Below are 13,206 nucleotides of genomic sequence, written 5' to 3'. Positions count from 1 at the left end.
GATTTGCTGTCCTGAGTTTGAAAGATTGATTTAGGGTAATGTTAATTCCATAAATTGATCCTGATGTCTTGCAAAAACAGAGCAACAGCCAAAAAAAAATACATTCCTACTTTTTGGGAATGCTCCCGGCGCATCTCAATCCCGTTCAGATTACCCAGAATCGTCAGTCTGTCCCGACATATGGCCTTTAACTGAGCTAAATCATCCAGAATACTCACGCCGATTATTGAGGTGCCTGTGGCGATAACCTTTTCAATAACCGGCAGGGTGGCTGCTGTTGCCATGTGGACCGCTGATGGGCTGTTGATTCGGGCCAAAGTCTCCCGTGCTATTCGAAATCCTTGCTCAAGCTGCTTTCCTCCTGTCATAGTAGAGGAAAGCAGGGCGTCAAAATAACAGACAGCGGTTGCTCCGGCCTGGACCTGGGCATTGGCCCAGGCAATACAGAACTCCTGATTCACTCGCATAAGTCGATCGAATACATCAGGTCGCTCATGCATCAACTCAATATAGGCGGCAAAGCCCATCTGCATAACGGGCAGAGCAAAAGGAGAAACCGCTATACCCATAATCGGTACTGTATCTCCCACCTTTTCTTTGAGCATCCCGAGACTGTCCAGCATCCTGACCAGAGAAGGCACGCGAGTTATTTCCGGTACCTCCAGGGAGCGAATATCTTTTTCCGTTCTAATAACCGGTTCGCCGCTGTTCGGATCACCGTCCTCATACCAGATGACCTCTCCGCCGAATGCCTCCAGAATTGCGGCAGCGGCACTAAAAGCATTGACAGTATCATGCCGATATTTCTTCAGCATCCGCATCTGCCCTTCCACCACATATTCGGCCTTGGAAAAATACTCTCTGATCCCCAGACCCAGTTCTTTGGCCCCGTGTATGGTCAACATGAAAGAAAGGGGCACCCTGTCCGGCTCTTTATGGGCTAAGGCCGTCAGGACGCGTTCCATTGAAGTCATTGTTTTTTTCTTTCTGATTTTTGCGTTGCCAATCATGTTATTGACTCTCTTTGCACATAGGAGGAGATCGCAGCAACAGCCTCTGTCGCATTCGCACCCATAGCATCAGCACCCACCTCCTGCCAAAGAAGGGGGTCAAAACGAAACGGTGCCCCGCCCACAACAATCAGAGGGAAACAAGCGGCCTGATCAAGTAATCGTCTGACTTCCTTAATCTGGAGTGCAGAGCGAAGCATGAGAGCTGAAATAAGCACTATTTCTATGTTGTCATCAATAATTGCCCTGACAAGCTCTTCAAGCGTGACCCGACCGTAATCCTGAAAGACATAACCCCCAGCCCGCAAACAGGAGGAGATAATAATCTTACCCAGAAGATGATAGTCTTCAAGAGTGGCAATGGCCATAGGCGGGTGCCTGGAATGTTCCGGCAAAGCAGGTGGCGGAACATGAGACATCAGCTCTTCACAGATTCTGCTGCTCATATATACCTGGGCCAGGGCAATTGTTCCTTCTTCCCATCCCTTGCCGATTATATCCAAAGCCGGCAGAATGAGCTGATCAACAGTCTGGGGCATAGTCCCTTGTTCCTGGACTGCGTTGAATATCTGTTCTGCTCCTAATCGATCAATCCTGACAAGTTTATCAACAAATTTTGAAACTTCCCTGTATTCCGATATCATTATTCAACATTCCCGAAAAAAATGTCTGTTCAGCGATGGTGCCACAAAGTGCGAGCATTTTTTGTACTCAATGTACAATTTTTTAAACCCAACCATATTATACGGACATCTCAGGACTGTCAACTAAGGAAAATAATATTTCTTCATAAAGTTCTGTGTGTTCGCCCCGTTTATGTTGAGCAGACACGCAGGTCTGGCCCAGCAGTTCAGCATCAAAACGATGAGTTAGTGCCTTACTCGTGAACTTCCGCTATAAAAAACAAGAACATCAGCTGACGATTTTAAAAAGACTTCCAATGAATGCCGACAACAGCGCATTCAGGGCGTTGGTCAACCTTCATCCCTTTGGTCCCCTGTTCAAAAGCCTACCCTTCTATATACTAAAAGGTCTCCCTTTTGAGATGTAAACCCCTCCCTTTTGATATATAGAAGGGAGGGTTTTTGATAGGTAGAACCCAGGGCTTTTGACAGGCAAACCCTATGCCTTTTGACAGGCAAAACCTATGCCTTTTGGAAGACAAAACCTATGCTGTTTTTCAGACGGTTGAGGCGGGGGCTATCGGATACGGGCGATCAGCCTGCTTTAGTGGGTAAATGCCCCATTGATGGACAGCCTCGGCAATTGCCAGCAGCACCTCTTCATCGACCTGCCAGGGAATCTCGCCATGATTATCAGCCAGGATAAATCCGCCCCCAGCACCGGCCTTGCTTATGGCTTCTTTAACCTTGTCATTGGCCTGTTGCGGGGTCCAGCGGCGCATTTCAACGCCATTCAGATTACCCAACACAGTCATCCTGCCTTGGCAGGCAGCTTTCACCTCCCTGATGTCTTCACTGGTACTCACACCAAGGGCTGCCGAGCCTGTGGCAATGATTTGATCAACAACAGACAGGGTCTTGCCTGAGGCCAAGTGGATAGCTGTGGGAGATTGAATCTGCGCCAGGGTTTGGCATGTTATCCTGAAACCTGCTGCAAGATGCTCACCCGGTGCGGTCATGGTTGGCGAGGTCAAGGGATCAAAATAACAGATGGCTGTTGCACCGGCCCGAATTTGGGCGTTGGCCCAGGCAACACAGAATTCCTGGTTGATCTTCATGAGATGTTGAAAAAGATCAGGCTGCTCATACATCAAGTCAATATAGGCAGAAAAGCCCATCTGCATGACTGGCAGGGAAAAAGGAGAGATGACTGTACCGATAACCGGTACCTCTCCTTGGGCATTTTCTACAAGCCCTTCAATAATATGCAACATTCTGACAAGGCAGGGTGTGCTGTCTATGTCTGGAATCTGTAAAGAAAGAATATCCTGTTCTGTTGTGATAATGGGTTCGCCGCTGTTAGGCGGGCCATCCTCAAACCAGATAACCTCGCCACCAAAGGCTTCCACCTCCATTGCTGCGTAACAAAAGGGGTTCAGGCAGTCGTGACCATACTTCCGCCGCATGCGCAACTGACCTTCGACCACGTACTCAGCCTTGGAAAAATACTCCTGAATACTCATACCTAATTCTCTGGCACCGTGCATGGTCAGAAGTAAAAAATAAGGCACCCGATCCGGTTCCTGGTGACTCAGGGTTGTGAGTACACGCTCCATAGAGGTCATGCTCATACGTTGCTGTTTATCAGTCATTTCATTTTCCTATTTATCAACATAGTACCAACACAGCGTTCATGTTTTTTACCTCTTCCCAGAGGGAGAGGTGAGAGTGACTCTTTATTGACGATACCCAATAGCCCGAAACAACCAGAAGTCCTTACCAAGAATATCAAACAATAAGGGCATAATCTGCTCCGGTTCTGCATGGAGATCATGATTCTGGATATCTGAGATAAGCTGATAGATCAGCTCAAAATGGATCCTTTTCGAGCGATCTAAATGCACATACGCGCCGTTAGCAGTATTTTCGAGTTTTTCTATCTCCTGCAACCCCACCTTTCCCTTTATTTCTGGTTCACGGGTGTCTCGAAATAAAGCAAATTTTACATCCTTGTGAACAACCACCAGTTGGTTGAAATTTTTAATTCTATGGGCAAAGGAATAGGCATCAGTATTTAAAAACGCCACAGCTGATTTTTTCTGCTCATTTTCCTGCTTACTGTGAATAACCACATGCTCAGGCAGCTTCCGCTTACCAAGATGCAGAAAATCCTGACGAAAGCCATAACAGGGTTGCAAGGCATCAAGGATCAGGCGCAGCTTGCCCAGGTCATCAGTATCGCTGATTATAGTTTTCCTGTCATATGCAGCATCCAGCTGTTGCTGCTTTTGTTCAATATAGGTTGCCACCTCCTGAGAAACAGGCTCAATTGGTTGAACGGTCTTTTTTTCTTCCAGGTTCAAGTGCTGACGCAATGCAGTAATTTCCTGCCAGAGATCCTGCATAGTCTGTTCCACCCGTGCCTCAAAACTCAGGGTTGTGGTGGGCAAAGGAACATCTTCTATCTTATAGCGGTAATAATCTGCTGCACAGTTGAGCACAGCCCGGATAGAACGATGGCTGAGGACGTTCTCTAATTCATCTGACTCAAACAAGGCCTCGCAGTCCAGATCAACCTGAGCCAGCTTCAGGTCCAACATTTTTGCCAATACCTCTTTGTCTGGCAATTCCAGAGGAATCTGATACTGGCCCATCCGTTCTGTCACTGCGGCATCAAAGATTTGGCGAAAATAACGCCAGCGGTCAGGAAAAAGATTAAACAGCATCAGACAATTGGGTACATGAGTGAACAACTCCTTGACAGCCTCCCCAAAACGCACCAACAAAGTCTCATTATATTTGAGTCCTTCCAGTTGATCAAACACTATAATCAAAGGCTCATCTTCTACTGAGAGCCTGCCAAAGACCATCATGGCCTGAAGGGAAAAATCTTCTCTGGTCAGGTCATCTGCCCAGTTGTCCAGCCTGACTTCCTGAAGTTCGTTCTCCAGCAGTTGCTGACCAGCCAACCACCGCCGAACCAGTTCCTTTTTTTGGGGATCAGAATAGCGGCAGTAGCGAATCAAGCCGGTAACAATCTTGCTGGCATAATCGCTGAGGCCGTATTTTTCCTGCCACCATTGCAGGGTTCGTCGCTCAATCTGATCCCAATTCGTTCGTTTGCGTTGCGAGCCTTCCTGGCCCAACACAGAATAAATATTCAATTGGTCCTGGGACAGGTCATGAAGAATCCCCTGTTCTTTTTTGGTCAGTTTCGGCCGGGCCTGCAAATACTCAATAACAATTTTTGCAAAACTGCGGCCCAGGAGATATTCCAGCTGGGAATACTCGGTATCAGGAATCGGCTCAATAAAGGATTCCAGCATCCGACTATAAACATGATAAAAAACCGCTTGTTCATGATTGGGCTGGCGGATAAAAAAGAGGCGATTGGTCTTCAGAGTCTGGCGGGCCAGCCGCATCATCAAATGAGTTTTGCCATTGCCTGCCACACCCAGCACGACCGCGCCCCGGCTTTGCTGATTGGGGTCGGCCTTGATTTCTTCGATCAGGGCAGTGATACGAACATAGGCATCATGGTGGACATCATCCAGGTCTACATGCTGCTGAAACGGGCTGTCAACCCGGGTATTACTAAAGGGATTCGTATGTTTTGCTTTGTTCTTACTGTGTATCTTGTGCTGCATCTTGCGATAAAGTTGAAAGGTGAACAGGGCATCATAACGGGCATTGTGGGCAGCCTGTGTATTAAAATACCGTTGTTTTACCTTGAGGTGCAAGGATTTACTGAGATGTTCCAGAGAATAGGAGGGCAGAGCAGGGAAACAATGCCTTGCCATCTCCCAGGTGCAGAGGAAACGAAAGCCTGGCCAGGACAGACCAGCAGCAGCAAAACTCTTGCGCAGAATCTGCGCATCATGGTCAGCATAATGGCAGACAATGCTCTTTTGTTGCGCAAGTTCGGTGAACCGATGCAGTAATTCAGCAAGCGGGTAGAGGTCATGCCCGACCTGGTGTCCCTTGACAAAGCCTTCAAAGAGCAGGTTGCCTTGGGCATCAAGAATAGCGATTTCGTCAAGGACAGACTGTCCCTCAGTGTCAACAACAATAAAATCAGAGAAAGAACGCATGGGTATAATTATCAAATATCGACAAGCTATTGTTGCTTTATCTTTACAAACATGTTTTGTATATTTTTTACACAGACTATAAACAGCACAGGCAACCTTAACAATACATCCTTGACACTATGAAGAGCAAAGAAACACAACAAAACCGTATCAACGAGTTAAGAGTTAAAATTTATTATACTGAAACACTCCTGGATAATTATAAAGATACCCACCCAGGTCTTTATATGACAAATTCTTATTATTTGGAAAAGTTGCAAAATGAGCTGAAAGAACTGGAGAAATCATGCGTAGATATGATCAATGATAATCAGCGTAAATTTTCCCGGATAAAAGTTCAAGGGGCTGTACGCCTTGATTTTGGATCAAAAAAATATCAGGGGGGGCTTGATAACCTCAGCCTATGTGGCTCCTTTGTTACGGGCGTATTTAAACAATCAAACGGCAATATTTGCAAAATAGAATTCAAAGAGTCTGCTTCGGATACAAAGATTGCTGCCCGCGCCATCGGCTCAATAGTCAGGGCCAGCAACAGCGGCGTTGCCATTGAGTTTATTGCAATGAAACCAGAGAGCTATAATTGGCTGGAAACAAAATTATTAACAAAGGCTGATGATCCTTCGATTTTAGAAGATGAAATTTTTCAACGGAGTATTTATGAATTTGACAATGACCTCGTATACAGCAATACATTTCATTGTAAGAAAAACAAACTGCAAAAATTGCTTGATCTTCCTTAACAGGTAATACTGCTCTTAATAACCCCCTACCCCACAAACAACCGTTCCACCACCTCATGCACAGTACGGACCGGATGCACCTGAATCCCTTTGGCTGCTCCGGCCTCCAGTTGGCGAGAGCTGGAATCCGGCATGAGAAAAGTCTTAAAGCCCAAACGCTGGGCCTCACGGAGACGCAACTCCATCTGGCCTACAGCGCGAATTTCTCCGGCCAGACCAACCTCGCCGCAGACCACGGTGGTGGGCTCAACCACCTTTTCATAGAGGCTGGAAAGCAGAGCCACGATCACGCCTAAATCCAGGGCTGGTTCATCAATGCGGATGCCACCGACAATATTGAGAAAGATATCATGATCAAACAGGGTGACTCCGATCTTCTTTTCCAGAACAGCAGTGAGCAGGGCCAAGCGTTGAGGGTCAGCACCGATAGCGGTCCGGCGGGCTGTTCCCAGGCTGGACGGACTAACCAGGGCCTGCACTTCCACCAGAATGGGGCGGGTGCCCTCAATACTGGGCATGACCACAGAGCCAGGCACATTCACCGGGCGTTCGGCAAGGAACAGGGCCGAGGGATTATCCACCTCAGCAAGGCCGCTTTCCTTCATCTCAAACACGCCGATCTCGTTGGTGGAACCAAAGCGGTTTTTCACGGTGCGCAACACCCGGAAGACCTGACCGCTGTCGCCCTCAAAATAAAGGACCGTGTCCACCATATGCTCCAGGACCCGGGGGCCAGCAATAGAGCCGTCCTTGGTCACATGACCGATCAGAATAATAGGCAGATCAGTGCGCTTGGCCAGATGAACAAACAAGGAGGCGGATTCCCGTACCTGGGTAACAGAACCCGGCGCAGAGGTCACCTCTTCGCTGAACATGGTCTGAATGGAATCCACAGCCAGAAAGGCAGGCCGCACCTCATTACTCAGACCAATGATAGCCTGGACGGAGTTTTCCGCTGCCAGAAAAATATGTTCACTGCGCACGTTCAGTCGTTCTGCCCGCATCCGAATCTGGCCTACTGATTCCTCTCCACTGGCATAGAGCACCTTATGCTTTTGCCCGGCCAGGGCTGCCAGCAGCTGAAGGATCAGAGTGGATTTGCCAATGCCGGGATCTCCGCCGATCAGCACCATGGAACCAGGCACGATACCACCGCCCAAGGTGCGGTCCAGCTCGCTGATTCCGGTGACCAAGCGAACCGGTTCTTCACCGCCCTCTCCGGTCAAAGGAAAGACCTCTGCTGTTGTCCGACCTGTTCGACCAGTACGGAGCTTCTGCTTTATCTGTTCGTTCAGACTGTCCCATTCACCGCATTCCGGGCAACGACCCAGCCATTTCCGGCTTTCATAGCCGCAGGCAGTGCAGAGATAGACTTTTTGTTCTTTAGGGGGCATGGATACTATTTATAACATAAAGGCTAGAAAATGCGAACCTTGAAAAAGAGCCTTTTTAAGGCAGACTGAAGAAAAAACCACTTTTTTATCTGCACAGAGTGGATAATTTCTCATTTTCCTTGACATCAAATCCGTTCCTTGGTAATTGACATAACGTTTTAAATATTCATGCGGTTGCAGTGTTGCCGCTGGTGAATTGTTGAAACAGCAAAACAGCACGCATAAAATTTGCAGGCGCGTAGCTCAGTGGGAGAGCGCTACCTTGACATGGTAGAAGTCGGCGGTTCGAAACCGCCCGTGCCTACCAATTTACAGAAAGGCTAAGGGTTGGCGAGAAGATCACCGACTTATTAGCCTTTCCTTTTTTATATTTTGTTGTCCCGCCCCAAAGGGCAGGATGAGAATTATTCAGCAGGCTTTCTGAGTAGATAGCATGAGCGATATATCCATATCCATATCCATAGCCGGAGAAGAAGCCAGAACGGTTGCTGCCGGTATTTCAGCGCAGGAGGCATTAAAAGAACTGCTCTCCAAAAAACAGCGTAAACAGGCAATCGCAGCGTTGTGCAACGGAGAACTCACAGACTTGTCAACGCCCTTGCAGGCTGATACGGTGATTGAACCTGTTCTGGCCAGCTCTGATGAAGGTTTGCATATTCTTCGCCATTCCTCAGCCCATATTATGGCCCAGGCCGTAAAAGAACTCTATGGGCAGGATGTGAAGGTGGCTATCGGGCCAGCTATTGAAGACGGGTACTATTATGATTTTGATCGTGATACCGCCTTTACCCCGGATGATTTTACCGCCATTGAAGAGCGGATGGCGGCCATTGTTAAAGCACGTCTGCCGTTTGAGCGACGGGTAATGCCGGTGGCTGAGGCCATTGCTTTTTTTACAGAGCAGGGTGAAATGTATAAGGTGGAGCTGCTCAAAGATCTGGAAAAAGAGGGCAAAGAAAGCGTTTCACTGTATCAGCAAGGTGATTTTATAGATCTCTGTCGAGGGCCACATATTCCAGACACATCCTGGATGAAGAGTTTTAAGCTGCTACGGGTAGCTGGCTCGTATTGGCGTGGGGATGAAAAAAGCCCCATGCTGACAAGAATTTACGGCACAGCCTTTTTTGACAAAAAAGATCTGAAAAAGTATCTTAACCGTCTTGAAGAAGCCAAGAAACGTGATCATCGTAAATTAGGCAAGCAGCTTGGCCTTTTTACGATTCAGGATGAAGTTGGTCCAGGCTTGATCCTCTGGCAACCGCGTGGTGCTCTGCTCCGTAAGTTAATTGAGGATTATTGGAAGGATGCCCATTATAAGCATGGGTATGATTTGCTGTACACGCCCCATATTGCCCGCCAGGATCTCTGGAAAACTTCCGGACACCTTGATTTCTATAGCGAGAATATGTATTCTGCTATGGAGATTGATGAGGTTGCCTATCAGCTCAAGCCCATGAATTGCCCCTTTCATATCGGGGTCTATAATGCTACCAAGCATAGCTATCGCGAATTTCCTGTCCGGTGGTGTGAGTTAGGTACCGTCTATCGCTATGAGCGCACCGGAGCCCTCCACGGCCTGATGCGGGTGCGTGGCTTTACTCAGGATGATGCTCATATCTTTTGCCGTCCTGATCAGCTTGAGGAAGAAATTTTTAACATCATAGATCTCAATCTCCAGGTGCTCAAGACCTTTGGTTTTGTTGATTATGATGTGTATCTATCCACCAAACCGGAAAAATATGTAGGCAGTGATGAACATTGGGATCTTTCCACCAAGGCCCTGCAACAGGCAATGGACAAGAAAGGCCTTGCTTACGAGATAGATCCAGGAGAAGGAGTTTTTTACGGTCCCAAAATTGATATCAAAATTAAGGACCAGTTGGGCCGGTCCTGGCAGTGTTCCACCATTCAGGTTGACTTTAATCTTCCTGAGCGTTTCGGCATGACCTACACAGGTCAGGATGGCAATGAGCATCAGCCGATTATGATCCATCGTGCGTTGATGGGTTCCCTTGAGCGCTTTATCGGCGTATTGATTGAACATTACGCTGGAGCCTTTCCCCTCTGGATGGCACCGGAGCAGGCAAGGATTTTAAATATAACCGACACCCAGGCCGAGTATTGTACACAGGTTTATGCAGAATTGCGTAAGGCCGGAGTTCGGGTTGAGCAGGATCTGCGAAATGAGAAACTCAATTATAAGATCCGGGAAGCCCAGATGATAAAGACACCGTATATGTTGATTATCGGTGATCGGGAAATGGAAGAAGGTACCGTGACCGTACGTAAGCGTAACGGTGACAACCTGCCCCCCATGACACCGCAGGAATTTGCGGGCTTGGTGAGCCAGGAGTGTGAACAGGGGATAGCCTGACAGGCTGTATAGGTATTGGATTAATCAGGAGGATCCGAACATTAAACGTAGAGGCAGAAAACTTCCGCAGAAGCAAGAGATTAAGGTTAAGGTCAACGATGCAATTCGTTATCCCGAGGTGCGATTGATCGGGGCTGAAGGTGAACAGATCGGTATTGTTTCTACTGCAAAGGCTCGTTATATTGCAGATGAGGCAGGACTTGATCTGGTTGAAGTCTCAGATAAGGCCAAACCTCCGGTTTGTCGGGTGATGAATTATGACAAATACCGGTATGAGCTGAAGAAAAAGCAGCAGGAAGCAAAGAAAAAGCAGACGACCATCGACACAAAAGAGATCAAATTTCGTCCTAAGACTGAGGAGCATGACCTGGATTTTAAGATCAAGAAGATACGAAAATTTCTTGAAAAGAAAAATAAGGTCAAAGTAACCATGCAGTTTCGCGGTCGGGAAATCATCTATGCTCAATCCGTTGGCATTGAAGCTATTCAAAAGATCGCTGATAATCTGCGTGAAGATTGCGTGATCCTGCAGGAGCCGAAAATGGAAGGGCGACAGCTTATTATGTTTGTCGGCCCGAAAACCTGATTCACCCAGAACGATCAAGAAAAGTATCAATTGAATGAGCCGCTGCAATGTTGTACAGGCTCTTGAACGATAAGGACAAATATCATGCCAAAGATGAAAACCAACCGGGGAGCGGCCAAGCGTTTTAAAGCAACTGGCTCCGGTAAGATTCGGAGAAGTAAGGCCTTTACCTCACATATTCTGACCAGTAAATCATCCAAGCGGAAACGGAATCTGCGTCAGAACGGATTGATTGATGCTGCTGACACCAAAGCAGTGAAGCGTATGCTGCCTTATTTCTAATCCAGAGAGATTCTGGTGTAGAATTGTAGGGGGGCAGACCTGCGTGCCTGCCCGGTGTACAAGGGCAAACACATAGGTTCGTCCCTACAGCACCCGAAATAATGGGTAGAATATTTCTTATTGAATCACTGAAAGATCAATTATTCGTAATACATGGAGTGCAAGGATGCCACGCGTAACACGCGGGTTTAAGGCCCGCCGCAGAAGAAATAAAGTTTTAAAATTAGCCAAGGGATATCGGGGCGGCAAGAGCCGTTTGTATCGCACAGCCACAGAGGCTGTTGATCGTGCCCTCTGCTATGCCTACCGGGACCGGAGAACCAATAAACGGAATTTCCGTCGTCTCTGGATTACCCGTATCAATGCAGCTGCTCAAATGAACAACACCAGCTACAGCAAGTTGATCCATGCTTTAAATAAAGCAGATATTGAACTTGATCGTAAGGTGCTGTCCAACCTCGCTATTGTTGATCCCAACGCATTTACCGAGGTTGTTAAAGCTGCTGGCCTTGAAACTGCTGCCTGTAACTGAGAGACAACGCATACAATGGAAAACAGACTGCAAAGCCTGAAAGCCGAAGCTGTCCAGGCTTTGTCTGCCATCAATGGTCAGCAGGACCTGGAAGCATTCCGGGTGAAATTCCTTGGCCGTAAAGGTCTTCTTTCCTCTGTGATGAAGGAACTGAGTCAGGTGCCAAAGGAAGACCGGCCACGTCTTGGTCAGCTTGCCAATAGCGTAAAGAAAGCGGTGGAATCACTTTTTCTTGAGAAAAAGGAAGAGATCACAGCAGGTGAGCAGGCTCACGGGCCTGATGCTGTTGATCTCAGCCTGCCTGGTCGTTTTCTTCCAGCTGGTAAGCTGCATCCTGTCACTCAGGTGATGGAAGAAATCTGTTCTGTTTTTGAAGGCATGGGCTTTGCTGTTGCTGAAGGGCCGGATGTTGAAACGGATTATTACAACTTTGAGGCCCTGAATATCCCCAAGCATCATCCTGCCAGGGATATGCATGATACCTTTTACGTGTCAGACTCGCTGTTGCTCCGGACCCATACCTCGCCCATGCAGGCCAGGATTATGGAAAATCAGGATCCTCCTCTCCGTTATATTGCTCCGGGCAAGGTTTACCGTTGTGATTCTGATATCACCCATACCCCCATGTTTCATCAAGTTGAGGGGTTTCTGGTTGACCGTACAGTCTCCTTTGCTGATCTGAAAGGAGTGCTCACCACCTTTACCCGTCGTATCTTCAAAGGCGATCTGCCCCTCCGTTTTCGGCCCAGCTTTTTTCCTTTTACGGAACCCAGTGCAGAAGTAGATATTGCCTGTGTTATCTGTGAAGGTGCGGGCTGTCGAGTCTGCAAGCGAACCGGGTGGCTGGAAATTCTGGGAGCAGGCCTGATTGATCCAGAGGTGATGAAAATGGTTGGGTATGATCCTGATGAGTTTTCTGGCTTTGCCTTTGGCCTTGGCGTAGAACGGATTGCTATGTTAAAATTCGGCATTGATGATATTCGCCTGTATTACGAAAACGATCTCCGCTTTCTTCGGCAGTTCTAATACTCCTCCGTCTGTAACATAACTGTTACGCTGTTTTCTCAAACAGATGTATTCTTTTTATGATTTTTTCTTTTCTTGATAACGCGTTCGTTCCGATCTGTTTATACCAAGTGCTGAAATATGAGCGAAGACATACGATGGAAACAACGCTTTTCCAATTATCAAAAAGCGTTGAGGCAGCTACAAAAATTTATAGACAAAGGCGAGCTATCTGAACTTGAAGAGCAAGGCTTGATCAAATCTTTTGAATATACCTATGAACTTGCCTGGAATACGTTAAAGGATTTTCTTGAGTTCCAAGGACATTCCGATATTTTTGGTTCACGGGATGCTATTCGAAAAGCATTTCAGCTGGATATTATAGAAGACGGCGAAGTTTGGATGGATATGATTAAGAGCAGAAACAGGACATCGCACACCTATAATGAAGATACGGCAAAGGAAATAAGCAAAACAGTAATTTCCGTGTATTATCATGCTTTTCAAAAAATGAATGATAAGCTTGATTCATTAAAGGATAATGATCAGTAATTACGCATAACAACACA

At 47.2% G+C, this 13,206-nt stretch carries 12 protein-coding genes and 1 tRNA gene; 8 read left to right on the top strand and 5 right to left on the bottom strand.

Annotation, left to right across the window (positions count from 1 at the left end; genetic code table 11):
* Positions 1–41: 41 nt before the first annotated feature.
* From L2082_RS07465 to L2082_RS07450, 4 genes are all read right to left on the bottom strand, one after another.
* A complete protein-coding gene (locus L2082_RS07465) occupies positions 42–1,010 on the bottom strand; it encodes a uroporphyrinogen decarboxylase family protein (RefSeq protein ID WP_446011586.1) in 969 nt (322 codons plus the stop codon).
* On the bottom strand, positions 1,007–1,654 hold the full coding sequence (locus tag L2082_RS07460) for a cobalamin B12-binding domain-containing protein (protein ID WP_446011585.1): 648 nt from the start codon (positions 1,652–1,654) through the stop codon (positions 1,007–1,009). Before L2082_RS07460 ends, L2082_RS07465 begins: the two co-directional genes overlap by 4 nt.
* Positions 1,655–2,190: 536 nt before the next feature.
* Positions 2,191–3,285, bottom strand: a complete 1,095-nt coding sequence (locus L2082_RS07455; protein WP_446008155.1) for a uroporphyrinogen decarboxylase family protein — start codon at positions 3,283–3,285, stop codon at positions 2,191–2,193.
* A gap of 84 nt (positions 3,286–3,369) precedes the next feature.
* Positions 3,370–5,724 (bottom strand): 3'-5' exonuclease, encoded by a 2,355-nt coding sequence (locus tag L2082_RS07450; RefSeq protein WP_446008154.1) that lies wholly within the window; start codon positions 5,722–5,724, stop codon positions 3,370–3,372.
* A gap of 119 nt (positions 5,725–5,843) precedes the next feature.
* Here L2082_RS07450 and L2082_RS07445 point away from each other — a divergent pair, with 119 nt between their 5' ends.
* Entirely contained in the window at positions 5,844–6,464 is a 621-nt protein-coding gene (locus tag L2082_RS07445) for a PilZ domain-containing protein (protein ID WP_446008153.1), read from the top strand.
* A 26-nt stretch (positions 6,465–6,490) separates the two neighbouring features.
* On the opposite strand, the gene radA is transcribed toward L2082_RS07445, so the two are convergent.
* Positions 6,491–7,858: a DNA repair protein RadA gene (gene radA, locus L2082_RS07440; protein WP_446008152.1), complete on the bottom strand. Its 1,368-nt coding sequence runs from the start codon at positions 7,856–7,858 to the stop codon at positions 6,491–6,493.
* Between the two features lie 232 nt (positions 7,859–8,090).
* Between radA and L2082_RS07435 the strand changes: the two genes are divergently transcribed.
* The 7 genes from L2082_RS07435 (at position 8,091) to L2082_RS07405 (ending at position 13,189) form a co-directional block, all read left to right on the top strand.
* Positions 8,091–8,165, top strand: a tRNA-Val gene (locus L2082_RS07435).
* 126 nt (positions 8,166–8,291) lie between these two features.
* Positions 8,292–10,232: a threonine--tRNA ligase gene (gene thrS / locus L2082_RS07430; RefSeq protein ID WP_446008151.1), complete on the top strand. Its 1,941-nt coding sequence runs from the start codon at positions 8,292–8,294 to the stop codon at positions 10,230–10,232.
* A 79-nt stretch (positions 10,233–10,311) separates the two neighbouring features.
* On the top strand, positions 10,312–10,818 hold the full coding sequence (gene infC, locus L2082_RS07425) for a translation initiation factor IF-3 (protein WP_446008159.1): 507 nt from the start codon (positions 10,312–10,314) through the stop codon (positions 10,816–10,818).
* An 84-nt stretch (positions 10,819–10,902) separates the two neighbouring features.
* Positions 10,903–11,100, top strand: coding sequence for a 50S ribosomal protein L35 (gene rpmI / locus L2082_RS07420; protein ID WP_446008150.1), 198 nt, complete (start codon positions 10,903–10,905; stop codon positions 11,098–11,100).
* Positions 11,101–11,266: 166 nt separating this feature from the next.
* Positions 11,267–11,632, top strand: a complete 366-nt coding sequence (gene rplT / locus L2082_RS07415; RefSeq protein WP_446008149.1) for a 50S ribosomal protein L20 — start codon at positions 11,267–11,269, stop codon at positions 11,630–11,632.
* A gap of 15 nt (positions 11,633–11,647) precedes the next feature.
* Complete coding sequence (gene pheS, locus L2082_RS07410) at positions 11,648–12,658, top strand: phenylalanine--tRNA ligase subunit alpha (protein WP_446008148.1); 1,011 nt, start codon at positions 11,648–11,650, stop codon at positions 12,656–12,658.
* 120 nt (positions 12,659–12,778) lie between these two features.
* Positions 12,779–13,189: a nucleotidyltransferase substrate binding protein gene (locus L2082_RS07405; protein ID WP_446008147.1), complete on the top strand. Its 411-nt coding sequence runs from the start codon at positions 12,779–12,781 to the stop codon at positions 13,187–13,189.
* The last annotated feature ends 17 nt before the right edge of the window (positions 13,190–13,206 follow it).

The organism is Candidatus Electrothrix sp., assembly GCF_052785085.1.
Note: the sequence above shows the minus strand (reverse complement) of the source record. Positions and strands in the feature narration are given on the sequence as shown.

What these genes read in the sequence shown, in the direction of transcription:
- L2082_RS07455 (WP_446008155.1), bottom strand. Translation starts at nt 3,285, where the DNA reads ATGACTGATAAACAGCAACGTATGAGCATGACCTCTATGGAGCGTGTA.
- pheS (WP_446008148.1), top strand. Translation starts at nt 11,648, where the DNA reads ATGGAAAACAGACTGCAAAGCCTGAAAGCCGAAGCTGTCCAGGCTTTG.
- thrS (WP_446008151.1), top strand. Translation starts at nt 8,292, where the DNA reads ATGAGCGATATATCCATATCCATATCCATAGCCGGAGAAGAAGCCAGA.
- radA (WP_446008152.1), bottom strand. Translation starts at nt 7,858, where the DNA reads ATGCCCCCTAAAGAACAAAAAGTCTATCTCTGCACTGCCTGCGGCTAT.
- rplT (WP_446008149.1), top strand. Translation starts at nt 11,267, where the DNA reads ATGCCACGCGTAACACGCGGGTTTAAGGCCCGCCGCAGAAGAAATAAA.
- L2082_RS07450 (WP_446008154.1), bottom strand. Translation starts at nt 5,724, where the DNA reads ATGCGTTCTTTCTCTGATTTTATTGTTGTTGACACTGAGGGACAGTCT.
- L2082_RS07445 (WP_446008153.1), top strand. Translation starts at nt 5,844, where the DNA reads ATGAAGAGCAAAGAAACACAACAAAACCGTATCAACGAGTTAAGAGTT.
- L2082_RS07405 (WP_446008147.1), top strand. Translation starts at nt 12,779, where the DNA reads ATGAGCGAAGACATACGATGGAAACAACGCTTTTCCAATTATCAAAAA.
- L2082_RS07465 (WP_446011586.1), bottom strand. Translation starts at nt 1,010, where the DNA reads ATGATTGGCAACGCAAAAATCAGAAAGAAAAAAACAATGACTTCAATG.
- rpmI (WP_446008150.1), top strand. Translation starts at nt 10,903, where the DNA reads ATGCCAAAGATGAAAACCAACCGGGGAGCGGCCAAGCGTTTTAAAGCA.
- L2082_RS07460 (WP_446011585.1), bottom strand. Translation starts at nt 1,654, where the DNA reads ATGATATCGGAATACAGGGAAGTTTCAAAATTTGTTGATAAACTTGTC.